The sequence below is a fragment of the Mesorhizobium sp. M0052 genome, assembly GCF_040323255.1.
Classification (GTDB): domain Bacteria; phylum Pseudomonadota; class Alphaproteobacteria; order Rhizobiales; family Rhizobiaceae; genus Mesorhizobium.
In genome coordinates, this window is record NZ_JAMYUS010000029.1 from 1 (window position 1) to 23881 (window position 23881).

Genomic DNA, 23881 nt, shown 5'->3' on the forward strand with positions numbered 1-23881 from the left:
AAACCATCGCCGGTCCTCCGGCGGACAAGAAAACTGTCACCCATGCTATCGGTCCATTCTGTTACCTATCTATCCGGTTCGGACAGCATTTCCTCTCCCCCGTGGATCGGGGGAGAGGAAAGGTGCCAAGCCTGTCCCTGTTACTTCCAGTTCTTACGCCGCTCGAGCTCGGCCTCTGACGGCTTCTGCGTAGCGAACGACCCGACCTTGACCTCACCCCCGCGTTCGTAGGTCGCCATGATGACGCCTGTGGTAGTGGCCTGCGACTTGACCAGCTTGAAAGCGGCGGGCATCGCACCACCATCGAACAGCCGCTTGCCCTTGCCCAGCAGCAGCGGGAAGATCATCAACCGGATCTCGTCGATCAGCCCGTTGGCGAGCAAAGTCTGGATCAGCTCGCTCGAACCCTGGATGAGCAGGTCAGGCCCATCTTCCTTCTTGAGGCGGCGCAACGCCGCGACGATATCTTCTCCAAGCCATTGCGTATTTTCCCAGGTGAGCGAATCCGGCCGATGCGTCGCCACATATTTAGTGGCAGGGTTGAAGACGTCTCCGATGGCATCTTTCTGATACGGCCAGTAAGCGGCGAAGATGTCGTAGGTTCTGCGGCCGAGCAGCAGGGCGAAGGGCTTAGAGAACAATTCCTCCATGGCCACGCCCGCCACCTCGTCGAAGTAGTGGAACGTCCAGCCGCCGAACTCGAAGCCGCCAACCGGGTCTTCTTCCGGGCCGCCCGGCGCCTGCATGACGCCGTCGAGGCTGACGAAGGTAGCGGCGATGATCTTTCGCATTGGATTTTCCTTTTCCAGGATCCGCGCCGTCAGGGCCGGATTTCGATCTAAGGACGGACAGGCCGGCGGCCGCCCGACAGGCGTTGGCAAAAAAACGCTGCGGCCGACAAGAGTACCTACCGCCGTCGCCCGCCGCCAAGCGCCTGCGACGAAAACCAGACATCGCCGATGATGGCGGTGGCGGTCCGGTCCGGCGCCCTGTCTGATGTCAGCCAGATCGAACGGCTGCGCGCGGCCTTCTGGAGGTCGGGGATTTTGGCCGCCGAACCGGCGACCGAGGCGCCGACGCAGGGGATGAACCACGAGCGCATGAAGGGGTCGCAGGCAAAACCTTGTTTGGTGCGGGTCACCATTACGGCCAGGCCGACGCCCTGGGACGGGCGCCAGGGAAAGATCATGCGGCCGCCCGCTTTCAGCGCCCGCAGCCAGGCAGCCGGCGGTGCGACGACACCGGCATTGACATAGATGATGTCGGACGGCGGCAGATCGCCGGTGACGGCATCGCCGTGGATGACGCTTACATTGCCGTAGGTCTCGAGATTCTTTGTCGCTCTGGCAGCAAGATCGGCCTCCAGTTCGAAGGCGGTCACCGGGCCGGGCGCAACCAGCCGGGCCAGCAAGGCGGTGTAGTAGCCGGTGCCGGCGCCGATATGGCTGACGGCCTCGTCCGGTCTGGGGGCGATCCTGCCGATCCACATGGCGTGCAGGGAGGGTTCGCCATTGTTGATGCCCTTGTCGGCATCGAGCGCCACCAGCACGTCCTGATAGATGTGAACAGGATCGGCGCTCGGCGTCATGATCTTGCCGTTGCCGGCGGTGAGCGCCCTGCCGGCGACGACCGCCCAGGGTCCGGGACCGAGAAAGGCCTCGCGCGGCACGGTGGCGAACGCCTCTTCGAGGCGCGGATCGGCCGAGCCGGCATTGCCCGCCATCAGCTGCGCGTAAAATTTCCTGGCGTCTTCGACACTTGTCATGATGGCCGGTAAGATAGCGCAAGCCGCCGTTTTGTCGCGGTCGGGAATGAGAATCAGCCAACGCCGAAGACGGTGTCGTAGAGCAGCTTGAAGTTGAGCACCAGGATGACCGCCGCGACCACCCAGGCGAGGGCCGCCACGCCACGGGGAATGGCAAGGTCGCCCATCTTCTTCTTGTCGGAGACGAACTGCACCAGCGGGATGACCGCGAAGGGCAGCTGCATCGACAGCACCACCTGGCTGAAGACCAGCAACTGGCCGGTGCCCTTTTCGCCATAGAGCGCGGTGACGACCACCACCGGGACGATGGCGATGCCGCGCGTCAGCAGCCGGCGCGCCCATTGCGGAATGCGCAGGCGCAAAAAGCCTTCCATGACGATCTGGCCGGCAAGCGTTGCCGTAACGGTCGAGTTGAGGCCGGAGGCCAGCAGCGCCACCGCAAACAGGATGGAGGCGATGCCGAGGCCGAGCAGTGGCGACAAGAGCTCGAAGGCTTGGCCGATCTCGGCGACATCCTGATGGCCGGTGCCATGGAAGGCCACCGCCGAGACGATCAGGATCGAGGCGTTGACGAACAGCGCCAGGACGAGCGCGATGGTCGAGTCCGTCGTCGCCCATTTAATGGCGTCGCGCTTGCCTTTTTCGGTCCGTTCATAGGCGCGTGTCTGTACGATCGAGGAGTGCAGGTAGAGATTGTGCGGCATCACCGTGGCGCCGATGATGCCGATGGCGATGTAGAGCATCGCCGGATTGGTGACGATCTCCGTCGACGGCACGAACATCGAATGCAGGATCGAGCCGACCGGAGGGGCAGCGGCAAAGATCTGGATGGCGAAACAGCCGAAGATGATGATCAGAAGCGCGATGACGAAGGCTTCGAGATAGCGGAAACCCTTGTTCATCAAGAGCAGCACGATGAAGGCGTCGAGCGCCGTCAGCAACGCGCCGCCGATCAGCGGAATGCCGAACAGAAGCTGCAGCGCGATCGCCGTGCCGATCACCTCGGCGAGGTCGCAGGCGATGATGGCGAGTTCGCAGGCGATCCACAGCACGAAACTGACGGGACGCGGATAATAGGCGCGGCAGGCCTGGGCGAGGTCGCGGCCGGTGGCGATGCCAAGCCGGGCGGCAAGCGCCTGCAGCAGGATCGCCATCAGGTTGGACAGCATGATGATGAACAATAGCGTGTAGCCGAACTGGGCGCCGCCGGCGAGGTCGGTGGCCCAGTTGCCCGGATCCATATAGCCGACCGAGACCATGTAGCCCGGTCCCATGAAGGCGAACAGGCGACGGAACCAGACGCCGGACTGCGGCACCGCGATCGTGGAGTTCACCTCGCGCAGGCTGGGAGGATTGTCCTCCGGTCTGTCAAATCGCCAGGATGATCCCAAGGTAGCGTCAGCTTCGGACATGGAGGGCTTTCCACTGGATGGATCGGTTGACGTCATCCTATCTATGCCAGGGCTCAACATTATGCAATAGGCTATATTTCATTGTATGTGCTTCCTGTTCGCCGACCGGCAGGCCGGCAGGGGATCGCAAACGCCGGTTGCGCCTACCATGGAATGGAAATAAACGGCTGGAACAGTTAAGCCCGTGCTATGAATGGCAAAGGGCGATTGCTTTGCCCAAAGCCGATTCTTGTCAAAAGATAGGAAGGAGCGCGTGTTGGCGCTGAAGCACAGACCGGTTGGACGCGAGGAGCCGCTGCCTGACGCCGAGATTCATTCGAAAGGGTTCCGGCAGCAGCGCGAAGCGCGCCGCGGCGCGCTGGTCGAGGATTATGTCGAGCTGATCGCCGACCTGATCGAGGACGGCAATGAGGCGCGTCAGGTCGATATTGCTGCGCGGCTGGGTGTCGCCCAGCCGACGGTGGCCAAGATGCTGACCAGGCTGTGCGCCGACGGGCTCGTTTCCAGAAAACCCTATCGCGGTGTGTTCCTGACCGACGCCGGGCGCAAGGTGGCGGAAGAGAGCCGCATCCGCCACCAGACGGTAGAAGCGTTTTTGCGTTCGCTCGGTGTCAGCGCCGAGACGGCGCGCATCGATGCCGAGGGCATCGAGCATCATGTCAGCGCCGAGACGCTGGAAGCCTTTCGCAAGGCGATGATCGCGCCGCGCTGAGGGGTGCCGGGGCCGCACCACTGGAACCTCCGCACGTCAGGCTCGTTGCTCCTGACGTTGCGCGTGGTTGTCGCGCGCCAAGGAGGAAAACATGGGCGTCGAACAGGCACCGACCGCGAAGGGCAAGCAGGCGGCCGAGGGTTTGAGGCAGGCAGCGGCAAAGGACGAACGCAAGACCGAGGTCGAAACCGGCCATGCGCTGAAAAAGGGCGCCGCGCGTTTCGAGGAACGCTCCAAAAGCTCGGATGGCAGGAGCGCCGGCACCAAGCAGAAGATCTGAACCGGTTGAGACTACGGTTTATTCCTCCGTGTCCTGCGCCCAGCTGCTCGGATGGCCGTCGACGCGGAACTGGAAGATGAAATAGGGCGGAATGCAGGAGCCCTTGCCAGGCTTGGCTGCGGCCAGATCGTCGTAGCCAGCGGTGCAGATATAGTCCTCTCGGCAGGGATGCGCCTTGTCGCAGGCGCGCAGGCCGGCGGTCTTGGTGAATTCCTTGGTGCAGAATTTGTGGTCCTTGCCCGACGCGATGCAGTCGTTGAAACCGGTCTTGGCCAGGCGGCCGCAAGTCGCCTCGTCGGGAAGCTTGTCGCAGCTTGCCTTGCGCAGCATGCCCCCGGGAAAGCCACCGGTCTTCTGCTCGGGGTTGTCATAGCGTTGGCGCGCCGCGCCATAGCCGGCGAGCTTGATTACCGGTTTCTTGTCGCGCGCCGGATCGATGGCGCAGGCTTTTGCGGTGGCCGGCGACAGGCGGCAATATTTGTCGCTGCCCCAGCTCGACATCTTGATCTCGCCGAACTCGACGGGGTCGCCGACTGCGGTGGCCGCCTCGCTGACGCAGGTGCCGAAGCCCGGATGGATGTCGCTTTCATGGACGCCGGCGCAGCGCAGGCTTTCGCCGCAGTTCCAGTCCTTGAAGCTCGTATCCTCGCCACTGTAGCAGATCGACCCCCAGCCATTGTAGAGATCGGTGCCTTTCAGCGCTTCGGCGAGTTTGGCGTGCGGACGGGCGGCGAAGCCGCGTGAGAAATCCGGATGGCCGCCTGTGGCGAAGTCCTCGACGATCGCGCGGCGGCGCGGCAGGTCGGCGAAGAACACCGCCGAGCCGGGGACGAAGACGGCGTTGCGGCGCGGCTCGTTGGCCGGATCGGCGCCTGTATAGTGGAAGCCGGCAATGCCGTGCGTCTGGTGGCAGCCGGTGCAGGTCATTTCGTTGAGACGCAGATTGAACCCGGCCACCGATTTCACGCTGCGCAGCGTGTTGCCCCTGGCGACATAATCCTGCAACGCCCTGTCGATGTCAGCATCATCGAGCAGCCCATAGGCGATGTTGTTTTGCGATCTGGCCATGCCGCCGGGTGCGACCGAGACGGCGCTGGTCGCCAGGAATTTGTCGTCGATGACCAGCCGGCCGCGGTCGAGATCGTAGATGTTGCGGTCGGTGAGCAGCCATTTGGCGAAGGCCGGCCGGTCGGCCAGAACCACTTTCCGGTCGATCTGGTTCTCCATCTTCGATTCCTGGAAGGTGGACGTCGTTGGGTCCCATTTGAAAATCTTGAGGAGATATTCGGCGTGGCCACCGAAGTCGCGGCGGCTCGAGGCCGACAGCCGGAGAACCTGAATGTTCAGCTCAAGCCGCATGATCTGCGACGAATTCAGCATGGCGTTGGAGAGCGGCCCTTCGTCGGAGCGCAGCCAGGCTGCCAGTTGCTCGGGCGCAAGGTTCTTCTGGCCGGCGGCGAGCCAGCGCTTGGCGATTTCGGCACAGGAAACGGCGGTGGCGCTTGGACGGTCTCTCGAAGCGCGGGGGCGAGCCTCGCCGGGCCTGGCGTTGAAGACTAGACTCATGGTCAGCGGCAGCCGCGACGAGATGCGTTGCGCTGTCTTTCCCTTCGTGGGCTTCTCCGCCACCGAATAGTGGAAGCGGTAGATCAGCCTGATCTCGCCGCATTCGGTGTGGCCGAGATAGCCGCGGTCCATGCGGTTGACGACCCCGGTCAGGTCGAGCGTCGAGCCGTCATCGTCGATGTATTTCGGGTTGAATTTCTGGCTGGTGTCCTTCGACTTGGCCATGGCCGCGACGTAAGGATCGGGGCTATTGGCAGGCTCGTCGGCGATCTCCTGCTTTACGGCGTTGCGGACAGGGGTCAGCGCGCGCACCGAAAACAGGCCGCGATTGTCGACCTCGCGCGTGAGACCCAGCGCCGGGCCGAGCAGGCGGCTGATCGACAGGCCGCCACGCTCAAGCGCCTGCAATGTCTCGGGGTCGGTCACGGCGACGCTGGAATCGAGCGTCACGGCGCGCGCCGGCGACGGGCCGAGGCATAGCACCACGGCCAGCAGCAGAAATCGACCGATCGTCCGCAAGTCCCCGACACCCCCGTTCGAACCGGATGCTACAGCGCGCATGCCGCCTCGACCAGAGTGCGAACGCGATGCCGCCGCCACGAAAAATACTGTGACTTGGCGCAACCATTGCGATAATTGTCTGTTGGGTCGGACTGGGCCACGACAATCGGCCAGGCCAGCCGAAAATTTGCATACGGGGAGTTGCCATGCTCTGGAAGGGCCGCCGTCAGAGTGACAATGTCGAGGACGAGCGCAGCGACAGCGGCGGCGGTGGTGGTTTCCGCGGCGGCAGCCCTGGCCAGTTCCGCATCCCGATCGGCGGCCGCACCGGCGGCGGCGGCAGCATCCTGCTGGTTGTCCTCGTGGTGCTGGCCGGATGGTATTTCGGCTTCGATCCGTCGCAGATCCTGGGCACCGGCGAGGGCGGCGGCGTGCTGCCGGGTGGTGGTGGCCAGATTACCGACAACAGCGGCGGCCAGGACGACGGCGCTGGCACGCCTGCTTCCGACGAGATGAAGCAGTTCGTGGCGACCGTGCTGGCCGAGACCGAAGAGACCTGGACCGGCATCTTCCAGTCGCAGGGCCTGAAATACGAGGACCCGAAGCTTGTGCTGTTCAGCGGCCAGATCCGCTCGGCCTGCGGCTCCGCCTCGACGGCAGCCGGACCGTTCTATTGTCCCGGCGACCACAAGGTCTACCTCGACACCACCTTCTTCCAGCAGCTCGACCAGCAGTTCGGCGCCTCGGGCGATTTCGCCCAGGCCTATGTGATCGCGCATGAAGTCGGTCACCATGTGCAGAACCTCACCGGCATCCTGCCCAAGTTCAACCAGATGCGGCAGTCGATGGGTGAGGCGGAAGCCAACCAGATGTCGGTGCGCATCGAGCTGCAGGCCGACTGCTTCGCCGGCGTTTGGGCGCATTTCACCGCGCAGAAGGGCATTCTGGAACAGGGCGACATCGAAGAGGCGCTCAACGCCGCCAAGCAGATCGGCGACGATACGCTGCAGAAGAAGATGCAGGGCTATGTCGTTCCGGAAAGCTTCAACCACGGGACGTCGCAGCAAAGGCAGACCTGGCTGGCGCGCGGCTACAAGAGCGGCAAGCTGTCGGATTGCAACACGCTGACCGGTCCGGTTTGAGGCGCTCGCAAGTTCCAGCCGACCGCGGTTCAAAGCGCATCCGTCGGCGGGCCGATTCACCACCGGCAACAGATGTCAGGAGGAGAACGCCTGAGGCGTTCTCCTATTGTTCCAAAGTGACGCCTCGCCTATAACGGGCGCCCGCCCAAGGGCGGTCCCAGGGAGCAGACGCCATCATGATCGACCCCAAAACCGCCAGGCGGGGCCTTGCGCTCGTCTTCACCACGCTGCTGCTCGACATTATCGGCTTCGGCATGATCATGCCGGTGCTGCCGGCCTTTCTCAGGGAGCTTTCTGGCGTCGGCATCAGCGAAGCGGCGATCGAGGGCGGCTGGCTGTTCTTCGTCTATGCCGCGATGCAGTTCTTCTTCGCGCCGATCATGGGCGGGTTGAGCGACCGCTTCGGGCGGCGGCCGATCCTGCTTGCCTCGGTGCTAACATTCTCGATCGACAATCTGATCTGCGCCATCGCCTGGTCCTATCCGATGCTGTTCATCGGCCGCGTGCTGGCCGGCATTTCGGGCGCCAGCTATTCGACGACGTCGGCCTTCATTGCCGACATCTCGAACGACGACAATCGGGCGAAGAATTTCGGTCTGCTCGGCATCGCCTTCGGCGTCGGCTTCGTCATTGGGCCGGTGCTGGGCGGGCTGCTCGGCACGTTCGGGCCGCGGGTGCCGTTTTACTTTGCCGCCGGGCTTGCCTTCGTGAACTTCCTCATCGCCATGTTCTTCCTGCCTGAAACGCTCGATGAAAAGCACCGCCGCCGCTTCGAGTGGAAACGCGCCAACCCGGTCGGCACGCTGCTGCAGATGCGCCAATATCAGGGCATCGGTTGGATCGGGCTCGCCTTCTTCCTGATGACGCTCGGCCACATGATGTATCCGGCGGTGTGGTCGTTCGTGTCCAACTACCGCTATGGCTGGAGCGAGCAGCAGATCGGCTTCTCGCTCGGCACCTTCGGCCTGTGTGGGGCGATCGTCATGGCGACGGTGCTGCCGCGCGTGATCCCCAAACTTGGCGAGTGGAAGACGGCGGTGATCGGCCTGACCTTCACGGCGGCCAGCGCCTTCGGCTATGCCTTCGCCTCGCAAGGCTGGATGATCTATGCGGTGATCGTCGTCGGCTGCCTGGAAGCACTGGCCGATCCGCCGCTGAGAAGCCTCGCCGCCGCCAAGGTGCCGCCATCGGCGCAAGGCGAATTGCAGGGCGCGATGACGTCGATCTTCTCGATCACCTCGATCATCACGCCGCTGCTGTACACCGCGATCTTTTCCTGGTTCACCGGGCCGAATGCGCCCGTGGTGTTCGGCGGCGCGCCCTATCTGGTTGGCGCGTGCTTCCTGACGCTTGCCGTCATTGTCTTTGTAACGAAAGTTGCGAGGCCGACGGCGGTGAAAAGCGTTGCCACCGGCGCTGCGGAAGATGGAGCCCAGATATGAGCCATGACAGCCGCATAAAGCTGACCAAGGACGGTTTGTCGCTGTCGCGGCTGGTGTTCGGCGCCTGGCGCCTGCTCGACAGCGCCGCGCGCCCGGACGCCGATCAGGTCGCGCGGCTGATCGGCACTGCGGTCGATCTCGGCCTTACCAGCTTCGACCATGCCGATATTTACGGGCATTACCAGGTGGAAGCTGCCTTTGGCGCCGGCTTGTCGCGCTGGAAGGGCAAGCGCGACAGCATCGAGCTGATCTCGAAATGCGACATCATTCTGGCATCGGCCAACCGGCCTCAGAACCGGCTGAAGCATTACGACACCAGTGCGGCCCATATTGCGGCCTCGGTCGACCGTTCGCTCGCCAATCTCGGCACTGACTATCTCGACCTGTTGCTGCTGCACCGGCCGGATCCGCTGATGGATGCCGACGAGACGGCGGCGGCCCTTGCCGGGCTGGTCAAGTCGGGCAAGGTGAGGGCGGTCGGGGTCTCCAACTTCACGCCGTCGCAGTTCGACCTTCTGGCTTCACGGCTGCCGTTTGCCTTGGCCACCAACCAGATCGAGATGTCGGTGCTGAAAACCAATGCGCTGGTGGATGGCAGCCTCGATCACGCGCATAGGCATGGTTATGCGCCGATGGTCTGGTCACCGCTCGGCGGCGGCTTGCTGTTCACCGGCAAGGAAGGGCGCGAGGCGCGGGTCAGGGCGGCAATCGCGGCGGTGGCTGCCGAGATCGGCGCCGGCGACCTCGCCGCCGTCGCCATCGCCTGGCTGCTGCGTCATCCGGCGCGGCTGGCGCCGGTGCTGGGCACGATGAAGCCCGAGCGGCTGGCCGCCATGGTCAAGGCGCTGGAGATCAGCCTCGACCGCCAGCAATGGTTCGCCATACTGGAGGCCAGCGAAGGCCGGCCGGTGGCGTAAGGTCAGATACTAGGCTTCGATCCATTCGCTGGGCACGTCCAATGCCTTCGACAGCATGGTGCCGGTTTGCGCCGATGGCTTGCGGCGATTGGATTCAAGGTCCGACAGGAAGCCCTGGCTGACTCCGATGGCATCAGCCAACTCGGCCTGCGTCAGCTTGCGCCAGTTGCGCAGCGCCTTGAGCCGGCTGGAACCTCGCAAAATATCCATGGTCACCTCGGCGGGCAGGGGCTTTTCAGTTTTGAACTCGGCCTTCCGCTCATCGTAGATCGCCACATCCGCAGCGTCTTCTCTGGCTTCTTCGGCGGCATGCAGCAATGCCTCGTAGTCAGCCTTCGGGATGACGACCAGTTCTTCCCCGGTTGAAGTCCTTATGATTTGCGGAGCGTTCATGATGTGCTGTCCTATGGCCGGCTGTAGGTCGTCGTTTCGCGCTTGCCGATGTAGATCGCTAGGATTGTCGTGCGATCTTCATCAAATATAACGCGGTAGCGACCGATCCGAAGTCTGTAACCGTCTCGGCCGGCAAGACGTTTTACATCGCCACGCCCGCTGATGGCATAAGTGTTCAAACCTTCAGAGACCTGCTCGCGGACATCGGCCGGCAGGTTGTCGAGATCGCGAGCTGCCGACACCGAGAGGATGATCGTCTTCACTCGCGCAATATCGCAGATTTATCGCTCGAGGTTAAGCGATATTATCACTGATAGAGGGCTCAGGCCCGTTCGGCCAGCAGTTCCTCGCCGCGCTTTTCGCGGATCAGATTGACGAAACGGCGGAACAGATAATGCGAGTCCTGCGGACCGGGCGAAGCCTCGGGGTGATGCTGGACCGAGAACACCGGACGGCCGGTCAGCGCGATGCCGCAGTTCGAGCCATCGAACAGCGAGACATGGGTTTCCTCGACGCCATCTGGCAGCGAGTCGGCATCGACGGCAAAGCCGTGGTTCATCGAGACGATCTCGACCTTGCCGGTGGTGTGATCCTTGACCGGGTGGTTGGCGCCGTGATGGCCCTGGTGCATCTTGGCGGTCTTGCCGCCGAGCGCCAGGGCCAGCATCTGGTGGCCGAGGCAGATGCCGAATACCGGGATGTCGGCCTTCAGCAGGTTCTGGATGACCGGCACGGCGTAGTCGCCGGTGGCTTCCGGGTCGCCGGGCCCGTTGGAGAGGAAGATGCCGTCGGGCTGCATGGCCAGGATCTCTTCCGAGCCGGTGCCGGCCGGAACCACGGTGACCTTGGCGCCGAGGCCGGAAAGCAGGCGAAGGATGTTACGCTTGACGCCGTAGTCGATGGCGACGACGTGCATCGACGGCTCGGCCTGTTCGCCAAAGCCTTCGTTCCACACCCAGGGCGTTTCACTCCAGACCGAGGACTGGCCCGAGGTGACTTCCTTGGCGAGGTCAAGCCCGATCAGGCCCGACCAGGCGGCGGCGCGCCGCTTCAAATCGTCGATGTCGAAGATGCCGTCGGGCACGTGCGCAATGACGGCATTGGGCATGCCCTTTTCGCGGATCAGCGCGGTCAGCGCCCGGGTGTCGATGCCCGACAGTGCGACGATGCCGCGCTTCTTCAGCCACTGGTCCAGCCCGGTGCCGGCGCGGTAGTTGGACGGGTTGGTGACATCGGCCTTGAACACCGCGCCAACGGCGCCTGCACGGGCGACCGGGTTCAAGTCCTCGATGTCCTCGTCATTGGTGCCGATATTGCCGATATGCGGGAAGGTGAAAGTGACGATCTGGCCGGCATAGGACGGGTCGGTGAGAATTTCCTGGTAGCCGGTAAGTGCGGTGTTGAAGCAAACTTCGGCAACGGCGGAACCGGTGGCGCCCAGACCGCGGCCCTCGATGACGGTGCCGTCGGCCAGCACCAGAAGGGCGGTCGGCTTTTCGGTTGCCCAAGGCGGGGTCAGTCCGGGGGTCATCTCGGCCATGGCGACGCTCCTGTCACGCTGCGCGCTTCGATGGCGGGCCATCTGCGCAGCAAACGGCGCAGCCGATCTCTCGAGCCTGCGCGCTTCAATTCGATTCTTATGCAAGGCCGAGTACATAGGGGAAGGCGCCAGAGCGGTCAATGATGCCGGGCCAAAACGGCGGGCATTTGTTTCGTCGAACAATATCAGAGGCTTGGCGTGTTTGCTTTACGAGTTCGCCACCGTTATTGTCCGCACCGTTCGAAGGAGAAAGCATCATGCGCGCAAAAATCGCCGAATCCCTGAAGAGCGCGATGAAGGCGCAGGACAAGCACCGGCTGCCGACACTGCGGCTCATCCAGGCCGCCATTCACGACCGCGACATAGCCAATCGCGGCTCGGCCAAGGACCCCGCCAGCGACGAGGAGATCCTGCAGATCCTGGCCAAAATGGTGAAGCAGCGCGAGGAATCGGCCAAGGCGTTCGAGGACGGCAAGCGCCCGGAACTGGCGGCGCAGGAGCGTGGCGAGATGGAGATCATCCGCGGCTTCCTGCCGACGCAGTTGGACGAGGCGGCGGTGACTGCAGCGGCGCGCGAAGCGATCACTGCTACCGGTGCGACCAGCCAGAAGGACATGGGCAAGGTGATCGCTGTGCTGAAGCAGAAATATGCCGGCCAGATGGATTTCGGCAAGGCCAGCGGCATCGTCAAAGGCCTGCTGCAGTAGGAGCCGACACCACTTCAATGGCGAAGGAGAGCAGGGGCATTACCTCTGGGCAAGAAACGGTCCGCACCGGCTTAAGCGAGCAAGCCTTGACCTGCCGGAGAGACCCACCATGATCGAAATCGTCAAACCCACGCTCGAACATCTGCCCTCCTACAAGGCGGCGCTCGAGCGTGGCTGGTCGCCGGACAATGTCCGGCTGATGGAAGCGACGCGCGAGCAACTTGCGGCGATCGACGAGGATCCTGCGGCGTTCCTTGCCAGCCTCGACGATCCCGAGGCCAAAGGAGGCCCGATTACCTTGCCTAATGGCACGACAGTGCCGCGGCTGCCCGGCTTCCGGCGCTGGATCTGGGACGCGAGGCCGCCGGCTCGATCGGCTTTCGCTGGCAGCCCGGTACGGCCGCACTGCCGTCGCATGTGCTCGGCCATATCGGCTATGCCGTGGCGCCGTGGAAGCGCGGACGAGGCTATGCGACCGAGGCGCTGCGGCTGATGCTGGACGAGGCGAGGGCTGTTGGTTTGCCATATGTCGAGCTCACCACTGACCTCGACAATCCGGCCTCGCAGAAGGTGGTGCTGGCCAATGGTGGCCGTGTGGTCGGTCCGTTCATCAAGGACGCCGCGTATGGCGGCGCCGAGAGTTTGTTGTTCCGGATCGATTTGTAGTCCGACGCTATTCGGCCGGTGCCGGCAGCGGCGGCGCTGCCCGGCTGCGCCCCTCCCAGATGTAGGAGGCAAGTGCCACCACCACCGCCACCAGCATGGCGGCAGCGCCCACAACCGGCAGGCTGCGATAGCCGTAGCCGGCATTGAGCATGGCAGCGCCCACCGACGCGGCGAGCGCGATGCCGACATTGAAGCCGGAGGGGATGAGCGAGGAGGCGAGGTTGGAGGCGTCCGCCGTCCAGGCCAGGATGCGGGTCTGGATCGGCGTGCCGATGGCGAAGTTGAGGCCACCCCAGACGACGATGGCGATGACCATCGGCACGGGGTAGGGGCTGACGGCATAGATCACGCCCAACATCACCGCGTGCAGCGCAAGCATGGTGATCAGCGACGGCATCAGCTTCCAGTCGGAAAGCTTGCCGCCGAGAAAGACGCCGACGGTGGCGCCGACGCCGTTGAGCAGCAGCACCCAGGGGATCAGGCTCTCGTCGAGATGGGTCACCTCAAGCAGTGTCGGGGTGATGTAGGTGAACAGGCCGAACTGGCCGATCATCAACGTCAGCATCAGGATCAGCGAGGTCCAGACTTGCTGGCGCGCCAGCACGCGAACCTCGCTGCCAAGGCTGGTGGATGGGCTCGATGCGCCCGTTTTGCGCGGCAGGAGGGCGGCCATGGCGGCAAACGCCACCACGCCCAGCGCGCACATCACCCAGAAGGTGGCGCGCCAGCCCCAGAGATTGCCGATTGCGGTGCCGGCCGGCACGCCGATGACATTGGATACTGTGAGGCCGGAGAGGATCACAGCCACGGCCATGCCGCGCTTGTCCTCGGGCACGAGGCCGACCGCCACCACCATGGCGACGCCGAAATAGGCGCCGTGTGCGACGGCGACCGCAATGCGCAAGAGCAGCATCGAGGTAAAATCGGGCGCCAGCGCGCAAGCGGCCTGGCCGATGGTGAAGGCGACGGTCAGGCAAAGCAGCAGCGTCTTGCGGGAAATGCCCTTGGTGGCGAGCGCCAGCAATGGGCCGCCAACCGCGATCCCGCCGGCATAGCCGGAGACGAGGTAGCCGGAGGTCGGGATCGACGCGCCAAGGCCGTCGGCCACTTGCGGCAGCACGCCGGCAATGACGAATTCGGTGGTGCCGAAAGCGAAGGCGGCGATGAACAGGGCAATGAGCGGAAGCATGGCGCGGAAGCGATCCTTGAATGAGTTGGCCTCAAATCATGGATGGCGCTTGCCGGCAATGCAGAAATTTTTGCGGCCGGTTTAGGTTTTCTTGATCAGCTAGCCTTCAACCTGGAGCCGCCGAGCAGGCCGCGCTCTTCCAGCACCGGGTAGGCCATCGACGCCAGCAGCGAGTTGATCTGCTTCAGGTCGCGGATGGTGTCGAGATGGATGGAACTTGTCTCGACGCTCTTGGCGGTGCCGTCGCGCAGGCGCACGAAATGGCTGGCGCTGGTTTCCTTTTCGCGGTCGCGCAGCCGGTCCTTTTCCAGCACCAGCTGGCGGGCGGTCTCAGGATCGCGCGACACCAGCACGTTGAAGGCAAGCCTGGCATTGGCCAGCACCGAGGTGTGAAAGGCGAGCAGCTCGCTCCAGCCCTCGGGCGTGAACTCCAGCCCGCGCTCGAACTTCTTCTTCACATGCACCAGCATGTTGCGCACGATGATGTCGCCGACCTGCTCGAGCTTGACGCAGGCGCCTATCAGCTCCTGGCAGCGCAGCGCCTCGTCCTCTGTGAGCGAGTTCCTGGTCAATTTGGCCAGATAGAGCTTGATCGCCGCGTGCTTCCTGTCGACGCGGTCGTCAAGGGCGGCCAGCGCCTTGATCTTGTCGCCGTCGGCGCTTTCATACAGCTCGATGATGCGCTTGAGCATGATCTCGACCGTCTCGCAGACGCGCACCACCTCGCGGGTGGCGTTGGCCAGCGCCTGGCTCGGAACGTCGAGCGCGCCGTCGTTGAGGGCGGAGAGTTCGACCACATCGAGCTCTGTAGCCGGCGCTGGCTTGGTGCCCATTGCGACGATCTTCTCAGAGGCACGATAGATCAGGCTGGCAAGCGGCAGGCCGGCGAGCAGGATCAGCACATTGAATAGGATGTGGGCGTTGACGATCTGGTCGGGCACGGTGGCGCCGAGGAAGGCGACCGGTGGCTTCAGCGTCATGAACAGGATCAGCATCACCAGCGAGCCCATGCCGCGCATCAACAGATTGCCGATCGGCACGACGCGCACGCCAGGTTCGGCACTTCGGGTGAGCAGCGGCGCAATGATCGACGAGCCGAGATTGACGCCGAGCACAAGCACGATGCCGAGTTCGGGCGGGATGAAGCCGCGGCCGGCCAGCGTCACCATCAAAAGCACGGCGGCGATCGAGGAGTGGAAGAGCCAGGTAACGAGCGCGGCGAGCAGATAGGCGGTGACGTAGTCGCTGGAGAAATATTCGATGATGAGCGGCATCAGCGTGCTCTGCCGCAGCGGCTCCGAGGCCTGGCCGATCATTTCCAGCGACAGCACCAAAAGGCCGATGCCGACCAGGATACGGCCGAACTGGCGCCAATCGCGCCGCTCGGTGGCCATGAACATGACCGTGCCGGCGACGAGGCAGATCGGCACCAGCAGCGTCAGATCGAAGGTCAAGAGCTTGACCACCAGCGCCGAGCCGATCTCGGCGCCGCGCACCGCCAATTGGCCCGACATGCCCGAGACAATGCCGGCGCCGGCGAAGGAGCCGACGAGAAGCGTGACGGCGGTCGAGCTCTGCAGCGCGATGGACAGGCCGCAGCCGGCCAGCACCGCCATGATCGGATTGCGCATGGTGGAGCGCAGCCGGTGACGCAGCACGTCGCCATAGGCGCGCTCGACGCCTGTCTTGACCATGCGGGTGGCAAACAGCATCAGCGCCACCGCGCCCGCCAGATGCAGCAGGACGACGGAGCCACTCATTTCGAAACCCGCACGCAGACAGGGACCGCGACGCGGAGGGCGCGCAGTGCAGGAAGGAAAACGGGGCTGCGAATCATGGTCATGACAGTCTTGAACAATATCCGGAATATTTTAGCCGGGTAATAAAATCTTGTCGATTTCAAGAGCCGTCGCGGCGCGACAGGGCGTGTCGGAAAATGGACGGATGCGCAAATGGTTGCATGGCGGATCCCTGGTGATGGCAGCGGATCGTCCCGGTTTGCCGGACTCCCGGCAATCGCCTTTGCGATGATGTTCAAATATCCAGGGTAAGCACTGGATTTCATTACGTAAATGTAATGCTAGTGTTCAGTTTCGGTTCATCCTTCGGGGGCTATTCCCTAGGCATCGACAACCAAGGAGCCCCGCTATGAAACGTATTGTTCTTTCCGCCCTCGCTTTCTCGATGCTGGCCGCCACTTCGCTTACCGGCCAGGCCGCACCGGTGAACGCACCGGTCGCACCGCAGTCGAATTACACGCAGGTCGACTGGCAGAGGCCCGGCAAGCATGTCGATGTCAGGAAGCGCGTCGTGAAGAAGACGGTGGTCGTCAAGCGCAGCTATTGGCGCAATGGCCAGAAATATTCCAGCTGGAAGCGGCACCAGCCGATCCGCGATTATGGCCGCTATGGCCTGCATCGCCCCGGCCGCGGCCAGGAATGGATCCGCGTCGGCAACGACTATGTGCTGGTCAGTGTCCTGTCCGGCATCATCTTCGGCGCCATTGCCGCGCATTAAGCCCGGCCTCGCCGGCGCAATGCCGAGACTTGAAAGGAGGCGGCCCGAAACGGCCGCCTTTCTTTTGGCTGTAGAAACCGGGCTTTTTGGCTGTGGAAACCGGGTATGGTCCGCAATAAGGGTCGTCGGATTCCGCGAGCATGATTATATGAGGGACAAACGAGTTCCCCAATGCGCTTTCCGCCCGCCTTTCTCGATGAGATACGCGACCGTGTGCCGATTTCATCGGTCATCGGCCAGCGCGTCGCATGGGACAGGAAGAAGACCAACGCCTCGCGCGGCGACTATTGGGCCTGTTGTCCGTTCCATGGCGAAAAGAGCCCCTCCTTCCACTGCGAGGACAAGAAGGGCCGCTATCACTGTTTCGGCTGTTCGGTGTCGGGCGATCATTTCAAGTTCCTGACCGAGCTCGACGGATTAAGCTTTCCCGAAGCGGTCGAGAAGATCGCCGACATGGCCGGCGTGCCGATGCCGGTGCGCGACGAGCGGGAAGAACAGCGTGAGAAGGAACGCGCCAGTCTGACCGACGTCATGGAGATGGCGACTGCCTTCTTCCAGGAGCGGCTGCAAGGACCGGAGGGTGCAAAAGCCCGCGCCTATCTCAGGGATCGCGGGCTGACGCCGGCGACGCAGCAATCGTTCCGGCTGGGCTTTGCGCCCGACAGCCGCAATGCGCTGAAGGAACATCTTGCCGCCAAGGGTGTGCCCAAGGCCGACATCGAGGCCTGCGGGCTGGTGCGTCATGGCGACGATATCCCGGTCTCCTATGACTGGTTCCGCGATCGCATCATGTTCCCGATCCCGGATTCGCGCGGCAAGATCATCGCCTTTGGCGGCCGCGCACTGGCGCCCGATGCGCTGGCCAAATACATGAATTCGCCCGACACGGAGCTCTTCCACAAGGGCAACGTGCTCTACAATTTCGCCCGAGCCCGCAAAGCGCTGGCGAAAGGCGGCACGGTGATTGCCGTCGAAGGCTATATGGACGTGATTGCGCTGGCGCAGGCCGGCTTCGAGAATGCCGTGGCGCCGCTCGGCACCGCGCTCACCGAAAACCAGCTCGAACTTCTGTGGCGCATGGCGCCTGAGCCGATGCTGTGCTTCGACGGCGACCAGGCCGGGCTGAAGGCGGCGTGGCGGGCCGCGGATCTCGCGCTGCCGTCGGTGCAGGCCGGGCGGTCGGTGCGCTTTGCACTGTTGCCGGAGGGCAAGGATCCCGACGATCTGGTCAAGGCAGAAGGGCCGGACGCGTTTCGTGCCGTGCTGGCGGAAGCGCGGCCTCTCGCTGATTTGTTGTGGATGCGTGAGACATCCGGTGGCGTCTTCGACACGCCGGAGCGGCGGGCGGGGCTGACAAAGACGCTGCGCGAACTGACCAGCCGCATCCGCGATGAGAGCCAGCGCTACCACTACCAGCAGTGGATGCGCGAGCGGGAGCTGACCTTCTTCAGCGCCCAGCGCGAAGTGCGGCAAGGTCGCCAGGACTGGAAACCGGGGCAGGGCAAAACGCCCGCACCCGGCGGACAGTTCGCCAAAGGCAGCGGGGCAGGCGCGCGCGCCGCGATCACCGAAAGCCTCGGCCGCTCCGCCATGGTCAAACGCGGTGGCGAGATGATGTCGGTGCGCGAGGCGACGATCATCGTAGCCCTCGTCAACCATCCGGCGCTGATCGACGAGAACTTCGCCCATGTCGAGTTCCTCGATCTCGCCAACACCGATCTGCAGCGGCTGCACGCCGCCATCCTCGATGCGATGGCGCACGACATGGCCAATGACCGTAGCGCGGTGATCGCCACCATCGAACGTGCCGGCTGCAGCGATATCTGGGCGCGCGCCGTGGCGCTCATCCAACGGGCCAGGCAATGGCCCGCGCTGGAAACCGCAGCGCTTGACGATGCCCGCGACGCCTTCAACCAGGCGCTGCACTTGCAGCGCAGCGCGCGCACCTTACATAAGGAGTTGAAACAGGCGGAAGCAGCGCTCGCCAGCGATCCCACTGACGAAAACTACCGGCACCTCATCGAGATTCAGGCGCAGTTCCGTGATGTACAAGCAACGGAAGCGCTGATCGAAGGCTTCGGTGTGTCCTCGGGCAGGGGTGGGCGCGTGTAGGTCGAAACCTGCGCAAGAATGGATGATGTACGTGCTGCGCGTCGAATCGACGCCTCTAAGTCGGGTAATTGATTCGCTTTTTTGATGCGAATCATGCGAGAGGCGCTTGACCTTCTGGCAGAATGACGGAATCAGGACGATTCGAAACCTTAACCCGTGCCGGCGTCGATGGAAATGCACTGACGCGAGGTGCTGATCACTGGACAGGCTGTCAGCCTGCCACAGATATCAGGGTTAATCTGGACTTAATGCATATCGCCCAAAAGTGAAAACCGGTTTTGGGGGCACGATATGAACAAACAAAAGAGTTGATTCGGTTACCGGCCCGGTTAAGCGCCACCAGCGCATGTAGTTTGACCGGTGCGGCAGCTACGCGGCTTCGATGCTCGGCCGCTAGGAGAAGATAAAGACTATGGCGACAAAGGAAAAGGAAGAGGTCGAGACCGAACGTGAAGGCGCCACCGATGGGCCTCTGCTCGACCTTTCCGATGATGCTGTCAAGAAGATGATCAAGGCCGCCAAGAAGCGAGGCTATGTGACTCTCGACGAACTGAACGCGGTTTTGCCGTCGGAAGAGACCGATCCGGATCGCATCGAAGACATCAATGCGATGCTGTCCGACATGGGCATCAACGTGGTCGAGGACGACGATCAGAGCGAGGAGCCCGAGGCCGCCGACAGCAATGCCGACGCCGAGGAAGACGCCAACGAGCTGGCCGAGCAGACCGGCACCGCCGTCGCCGCTACGACCACCAAGAAAGAGCCGACCGACCGCACCGATGACCCGGTGCGCATGTATCTGCGCGAGATGGGCTCGGTCGAGCTCCTGTCGCGCGAGGGCGAAATCGCGATCGCCAAGCGCATCGAGGCCGGCCGCGAGACGATGATCGCGGGCCTCTGCGAAAGCCCGCTGACCTTCCAGGCCATCATCATCTGGCGTGACGAGCTCAACGAATCCAAGATCCTGCTGCGCGAGATCATCGACCTCGAAGCCACCTATGCGGGCCCCGAAGCCAAGCAGGCGCCGGTGGTCGAGCGCATCGAGGAGGCGCCCAAGGCCGAGGACAAGCCGAGGCGTGGACGCGACGAGGAAGACGACATCACCAATGTCGGCGCCGACACGCGCGGCCTGGTCGACGACGACGAGGAAGACGAGGACGAGGCGAGCCTGTCGCTGGCCGCGATGGAAGCGGAACTGCGCCCGCAGGTGATGGAGACGCTCGACGTCATCGCCGACACCTACAAGAAGCTGCGCAAGCTGCAGGACCAGCAGGTCGAGAACCGTCTGGCCGCGACCGGCACGCTGTCGCCCAGCCAGGACCGCCGCCTGAAGGAGCTGAAGGACCAGCTGATCAAGGCGGTGAAGTCGCTGTCGCTCAACACGGCGCGCATCGAGGCGCTGGTCGAGCAGCTTTACGACATCAACAAGCGCCTGGTGCAGAACGAAGGCAAGCTGCTGCGCCTAGCCGAAAGCTATGGCGTGCGCCGCGAGGAGTTCCTGAAGGAATATCAGGGCTCCGAGCTCGACCCGAACTGGACGCGCTCGATCGGCAACCTGACCTCGCGCGGCTGGAAGGAATTCACCAAGAACGAGAAGGACGCGATCAAGGATCTGCGTTCGGAAATCCAGAACCTCGCCACCGAGACGGCGATCTCGATCCTGGAATTCCGCAAGATCGTCAACCAGGTGCAGAAGGGCGAGCGCGAAGCCGCTATCGCCAAGAAGGAAATGGTCGAGGCCAACCTGCGCCTCGTCATTTCCATCGCCAAGAAATACACCAATCGCGGCCTGCAGTTCCTTGACCTGATCCAGGAAGGCAATATCGGCTTGATGAAGGCGGTCGACAAATTCGAATACCGCCGCGGCTACAAGTTCTCGACCTATGCGACATGGTGGATCCGGCAGGCGATCACGCGTTCGATTGCCGACCAGGCGCGCACCATCCGCATCCCGGTGCACATGATCGAAACGATCAACAAGATCGTGCGCACGTCGCGCCAGATGCTGCATGAAATCGGCCGCGAGCCGACGCCGGAGGAACTGGCAGAAAAGCTCGCAATGCCGCTCGAAAAAGTGCGCAAGGTCTTGAAGATCGCCAAGGAGCCGATCTCGCTCGAAACCCCTGTGGGTGACGAAGAGGATTCGCATCTGGGCGATTTCATCGAGGACAAGATGGCGATCCTGCCGATCGATGCGGCGATCCAAGCCAATCTGCGCGAGACCACCACGCGGGTGCTCGCCTCGCTGACGCCGCGCGAGGAGCGGGTGCTGCGCATGCGCTTCGGCATCGGCATGAACACCGACCACACGCTGGAAGAAGTCGGCCAGCAGTTCTCGGTGACGCGCGAACGTATCCGCCAGATCGAGGCCAAGGCGCTGCGCAAGCTCAAGCACCCGAGCCGGAGCCGCAAGCTGAGGAGCTTCCTCGACAGCTGATAGCGGCAACAGACCAGCATTCGAAAAGGGCGCCGATGGCGCCCTTTTTGTTGCCGGGTGAAGGCTCTTGTCGCCCATCTCCGTCGGGAGGATACTTGCCTGGTCGGATGCATGTTCTGGGCGAAAAAACCGGATGTCCGCCCCGGCTGATGTCCTCAGCCGTGCTCCGTGGCGCCGGAGGGAGGTGTGTGATGACAACCTACATCCTGCTGATGAACTGGACGGAACAGGGCGCCAGAAACATCCGAGAGTCGCCGAAGCGGCTCGATGCCGCCAAGAAGCAACTGGCCGACATGGGCGGCTCGTTCAAGGCGTTTTACCTGACTATGGGCGAATATGACATGGTGGCGATTATCGAGGCGCCCGACGATGCTGTGCTTGCTCGTTTCGCCCTGATGCTGGCAACGGGTGGCAGCGTCAAGACGCGAACGCTCAAGGCTTTCCCGGAATTTGCCTATCGCGAGATCGTCACTTCGCTTGGATAGCGCTGGGCGCGGGTCCGTGCGGCTCGGCGTCTTATTGCGGGGCCGTGCCGTCAGGGTGATAGTCGCGCCATGTCCAAGCCTGCGCTGACCGTCTGGTACAACACACGCTGCCCGGTTTGCGATGGCGGCATCACCCGGCAGAAACGGCGGCTGATCGAGGCGATCAAGGCCGGGCGGATCGAATTCCGCGACATCAACCTCGAACCGGCGGCGCTCTCTGGCTACAGCGCCTCGCTGGAGGACATACGCCGCCGGCTGCATGCCACCGATGCCGAAGGCAGGCTGCTGGTCGGCGCCGATGTCGCGGTTGCCGTCTGGCGGGCGACGCCGGGCGAGGGCTGGCTGGCGACGCTCTTCGGCAATCCGGTCGCGCTGCCGCTGACGCGCTTGGCCTATGATCGTTTCGCCGATCTTCTCTATGCCTGGAACCGGCGCAAGGGCCGCTGGTAGCGAGGCAAGGCCCGAAGATATCTGCGGGCCTTACCGTCATGGGCGTTACCGGGACGCCGGCTCGCAAAGCCAGCCGACAATGCGGCGCACCGCCGGCAGCACCATGAGCAACGTTGGGAACGCTACCAGCCAGGACAGGCCCCAGGCAGTGAGCCAGACAGCCGGCAAATCAGGTTGCAGTCCAAGGCTTTTCAGCGTCGATATGAACGAGACGATGAAGGTCATCAGCAGCGACAGCACCAGCGGACTGACGATCGCGGCATAGCGCGCCGGCAGCTTGCCGCGCTTACGGGTCGTGGTCATTTTTGGATTTTCCTGAAACATCCGGTCCGTCGCATTTGGCATCCATTGCGCCGGGTTTCCGGCGGAACTGCCCGGAAAGACCGGGGTGGATGCGTTGCTTGACGTCAGACGCTTACGGAGAGGTTTTGGCCCTCACGCGCTTTCTAGCTGCCGGCGGCGGCGAAATCAACCTTCTGGCGCCGCCTTTAGATACATCGTAAGATATATCTTGACTCGTCGGCGGGGCAAGCCTAATTAAGATGTATCGTAAGATATAACTCAAGGAGCAATTCATGCATAGACATCATCCCTTTGGCGAGCGCGCCGAGCGCGCATTCCTGCACATGGCAGGCAAATTTGGTGGAAGAGGGGGCAGCGGCTTTGGTCCGTTCGGCCATGGCGGACGTGGCGGTGGACGCGGCGGCCCGGGCGACATGTTTCGCGCCGGGCGCATGCTGGCCGACGGCGATCTCAAGCTGATCACGCTGTCGCTGCTGGCCGAGGCGCCTCGCCACGGCTACGACATCATCAAGGCGCTGGAAGAGCGCACCAGCGGCATCTACAGCCCGAGCCCGGGCGTCGTCTATCCGACGCTGACCTTCCTGGAAGAGGCCGGCTATGCGGCTTCAGCCGCCGACGGCAACAAGAAGGTGTTTTCGATCACCGAGGCGGGCCAGGCGCATCTCGCCGAGAACCGCGAGATGATCGACGGCGTGCTGGAGCATCTCGAGCGCTTCGGCCGCAAGATGGCGAAAGCGCGGGACTGGTTCGGCTGGAACGACGACGGCGAGGAAGGCGGACGGCGTGGTGGACGGGGTCGCTCGGAAGCCCGCGAGGAGTTCCGCGCCGTGCGTCACCGGCTGCGTGCCGCGCTCGGCGATCTCGTCGACGCGTCGGCTGAAAAGCAGGCCGAGGCGATTGCAGTCCTGGAAGCCGCCGCTGAAGCCCTGGAAGCGCTATCGCGCGGTTGACCCCTGGCGAGAACGCTTGCCCGTTCGACTGAGGAACGGTACTGAAAATCATCCTGCACCGCGAGACGTGGTGCAGGATGATTGCCGTTGGAGGAAGCCCCATGTCTTTTCTGAAGCGTCTTTTCGGTGGTGGCGGTGAGGGGGGCGAGCCCAAGAGCGCAGCACCGGCAAAGCAGGTTGAGCACAAGGGATTTTTGATCAGTGCCACGCCCTACAAGGCGGAGGGGGGCCAATACCAGACCTGCGGCGTGGTTTCGAAGGAAGTCGACGGCGTGATGAAGGAACACAAATTCATCCGCGCCGATCGCTTTGCCGGACTGGGCGACGCCGTCGACATCTCGATCAAGAAGGGCATGCAACTGGTCGACGAGCAAGGCGAGAGGATGTTCGGGTAG

23 protein-coding genes and 1 pseudogene are annotated in these 23881 nt (G+C 63.3%); 14 read left to right on the plus strand and 10 right to left on the minus strand.

Annotated elements, in window-relative coordinates; all coding sequences use genetic code 11:
* Nucleotides 1-140 precede the first annotated feature (140 nt).
* The 3 genes from NKJ77_RS28470 to NKJ77_RS28480 all read right to left on the minus strand — a co-directional run bounded on the left by NKJ77_RS28470 (nt 141) and on the right by NKJ77_RS28480 (nt 3177).
* Nucleotides 141-791 (minus strand): dihydrofolate reductase family protein, encoded by a 651-nt coding sequence (locus NKJ77_RS28470; RefSeq protein ID WP_352536141.1) that lies wholly within the window; start codon nt 789-791, stop codon nt 141-143.
* A gap of 116 nt (nt 792-907) precedes the next feature.
* Nucleotides 908-1765 (minus strand): protein-L-isoaspartate O-methyltransferase family protein, encoded by an 858-nt coding sequence (locus NKJ77_RS28475; RefSeq protein WP_352536142.1) that lies wholly within the window; start codon nt 1763-1765, stop codon nt 908-910.
* 53 nt (nt 1766-1818) lie between these two features.
* Nucleotides 1819-3177 carry an Nramp family divalent metal transporter gene (locus tag NKJ77_RS28480; RefSeq protein WP_023691522.1) on the minus strand — a complete coding sequence of 453 codons (1359 nt, stop codon included), beginning with the start codon at nt 3175-3177 and terminating at the stop codon, nt 1819-1821.
* 256 nt (nt 3178-3433) lie between these two features.
* Between NKJ77_RS28480 and mntR the strand changes: the two genes are divergently transcribed.
* Together mntR and NKJ77_RS28490 are read left to right on the plus strand one after the other, a co-directional pair.
* Complete coding sequence (gene mntR / locus NKJ77_RS28485; protein WP_023672433.1) at nt 3434-3889, plus strand: manganese-binding transcriptional regulator MntR; 456 nt, start codon at nt 3434-3436, stop codon at nt 3887-3889.
* A gap of 91 nt (nt 3890-3980) precedes the next feature.
* A complete protein-coding gene (locus NKJ77_RS28490) occupies nt 3981-4169 on the plus strand; it encodes a hypothetical protein (RefSeq protein WP_352536143.1) in 189 nt (62 codons plus the stop codon).
* Between the two features lie 18 nt (nt 4170-4187).
* Here NKJ77_RS28490 and NKJ77_RS28495 read toward each other — a convergent pair whose 3' ends face one another.
* On the minus strand, nt 4188-6254 hold the full coding sequence (locus NKJ77_RS28495) for a hypothetical protein (protein WP_031195352.1): 2067 nt from the start codon (nt 6252-6254) through the stop codon (nt 4188-4190).
* A 188-nt stretch (nt 6255-6442) separates the two neighbouring features.
* On the opposite strand from NKJ77_RS28495, the gene ypfJ reads away from it, so the two are divergent.
* The 3 genes from ypfJ (at nt 6443) to NKJ77_RS28510 (ending at nt 9737) form a co-directional block, all read left to right on the plus strand.
* Entirely contained in the window at nt 6443-7378 is a 936-nt protein-coding gene (gene ypfJ / locus NKJ77_RS28500; protein WP_352536144.1) for a KPN_02809 family neutral zinc metallopeptidase, read from the plus strand.
* Between the two features lie 176 nt (nt 7379-7554).
* Nucleotides 7555-8820 (plus strand): TCR/Tet family MFS transporter, encoded by a 1266-nt coding sequence (locus NKJ77_RS28505; protein WP_023831375.1) that lies wholly within the window; start codon nt 7555-7557, stop codon nt 8818-8820.
* Nucleotides 8817-9737: an aldo/keto reductase gene (locus NKJ77_RS28510; protein WP_023831374.1), complete on the plus strand. Its 921-nt coding sequence runs from the start codon at nt 8817-8819 to the stop codon at nt 9735-9737. Before NKJ77_RS28505 ends, NKJ77_RS28510 begins: the two co-directional genes overlap by 4 nt.
* 9 nt (nt 9738-9746) lie before the next feature.
* Here NKJ77_RS28510 and NKJ77_RS28515 read toward each other — a convergent pair whose 3' ends face one another.
* From NKJ77_RS28515 to carA, 3 genes are read right to left on the minus strand one after another with little or no spacing between them, the layout of a single operon-like run.
* Entirely contained in the window at nt 9747-10130 is a 384-nt protein-coding gene (locus NKJ77_RS28515) for a helix-turn-helix transcriptional regulator (RefSeq protein WP_023831373.1), read from the minus strand.
* 11 nt (nt 10131-10141) lie between these two features.
* On the minus strand, nt 10142-10393 hold the full coding sequence (locus NKJ77_RS28520; RefSeq protein ID WP_023748196.1) for a type II toxin-antitoxin system RelE family toxin: 252 nt from the start codon (nt 10391-10393) through the stop codon (nt 10142-10144).
* A gap of 59 nt (nt 10394-10452) precedes the next feature.
* A complete protein-coding gene (carA, locus tag NKJ77_RS28525) occupies nt 10453-11670 on the minus strand; it encodes a glutamine-hydrolyzing carbamoyl-phosphate synthase small subunit (RefSeq protein WP_031195351.1) in 1218 nt (405 codons plus the stop codon).
* Nucleotides 11671-11927: 257 nt separating this feature from the next.
* On the opposite strand from carA, the gene NKJ77_RS28530 reads away from it, so the two are divergent.
* Nucleotides 11928-12377 carry a GatB/YqeY domain-containing protein gene (locus NKJ77_RS28530; RefSeq protein WP_031197556.1) on the plus strand — a complete coding sequence of 150 codons (450 nt, stop codon included), beginning with the start codon at nt 11928-11930 and terminating at the stop codon, nt 12375-12377.
* 109 nt (nt 12378-12486) lie between these two features.
* Nucleotides 12487-13043 (plus strand): annotated as a pseudogene (locus tag NKJ77_RS28535) (GNAT family N-acetyltransferase).
* A 7-nt stretch (nt 13044-13050) separates the two neighbouring features.
* Here NKJ77_RS28535 and NKJ77_RS28540 read toward each other — a convergent pair.
* The gene (locus tag NKJ77_RS28540; RefSeq protein WP_352536145.1) at nt 13051-14232 is read right to left on the minus strand and encodes an MFS transporter; all 1182 of its coding nucleotides are present in this window, start codon (nt 14230-14232) and stop codon (nt 13051-13053) included.
* A 95-nt stretch (nt 14233-14327) separates the two neighbouring features.
* Nucleotides 14328-15992, minus strand: a complete 1665-nt coding sequence (locus tag NKJ77_RS28545) for a Na/Pi cotransporter family protein (protein WP_023672443.1) — start codon at nt 15990-15992, stop codon at nt 14328-14330.
* A 388-nt stretch (nt 15993-16380) separates the two neighbouring features.
* On the opposite strand from NKJ77_RS28545, the gene NKJ77_RS28550 reads away from it, so the two are divergent.
* The 5 genes from NKJ77_RS28550 to NKJ77_RS28570 all read left to right on the plus strand — a co-directional run bounded on the left by NKJ77_RS28550 (nt 16381) and on the right by NKJ77_RS28570 (nt 22233).
* Nucleotides 16381-16749 carry an RcnB family protein gene (locus NKJ77_RS28550; RefSeq protein WP_023831369.1) on the plus strand — a complete coding sequence of 123 codons (369 nt, stop codon included), beginning with the start codon at nt 16381-16383 and terminating at the stop codon, nt 16747-16749.
* A gap of 171 nt (nt 16750-16920) precedes the next feature.
* The gene (gene dnaG / locus NKJ77_RS28555) at nt 16921-18861 is read left to right on the plus strand and encodes a DNA primase (RefSeq protein ID WP_352536146.1); all 1941 of its coding nucleotides are present in this window, start codon (nt 16921-16923) and stop codon (nt 18859-18861) included.
* A 412-nt stretch (nt 18862-19273) separates the two neighbouring features.
* The gene (gene rpoD / locus NKJ77_RS28560) at nt 19274-21298 is read left to right on the plus strand and encodes an RNA polymerase sigma factor RpoD (protein WP_023672446.1); all 2025 of its coding nucleotides are present in this window, start codon (nt 19274-19276) and stop codon (nt 21296-21298) included.
* A gap of 191 nt (nt 21299-21489) precedes the next feature.
* Complete coding sequence (locus NKJ77_RS28565; protein WP_023672447.1) at nt 21490-21783, plus strand: GYD domain-containing protein; 294 nt, start codon at nt 21490-21492, stop codon at nt 21781-21783.
* Nucleotides 21784-21852: 69 nt separating this feature from the next.
* Entirely contained in the window at nt 21853-22233 is a 381-nt protein-coding gene (locus NKJ77_RS28570) for a thiol-disulfide oxidoreductase DCC family protein (RefSeq protein ID WP_023697082.1), read from the plus strand.
* A gap of 45 nt (nt 22234-22278) precedes the next feature.
* Here the strand turns inward: NKJ77_RS28570 and NKJ77_RS28575 are convergent, their stop codons facing one another.
* The gene (locus NKJ77_RS28575; protein WP_023672449.1) at nt 22279-22536 is read right to left on the minus strand and encodes a DUF2798 domain-containing protein; all 258 of its coding nucleotides are present in this window, start codon (nt 22534-22536) and stop codon (nt 22279-22281) included.
* A 272-nt stretch (nt 22537-22808) separates the two neighbouring features.
* On the opposite strand from NKJ77_RS28575, the gene NKJ77_RS28580 reads away from it, so the two are divergent.
* Together NKJ77_RS28580 and NKJ77_RS28585 are read left to right on the plus strand one after the other, a co-directional pair.
* The gene (locus tag NKJ77_RS28580) at nt 22809-23486 is read left to right on the plus strand and encodes a PadR family transcriptional regulator (protein ID WP_023733292.1); all 678 of its coding nucleotides are present in this window, start codon (nt 22809-22811) and stop codon (nt 23484-23486) included.
* 101 nt (nt 23487-23587) lie between these two features.
* Nucleotides 23588-23881, plus strand: coding sequence for an HlyU family transcriptional regulator (locus NKJ77_RS28585; RefSeq protein WP_023701148.1), 294 nt, complete (start codon nt 23588-23590; stop codon nt 23879-23881).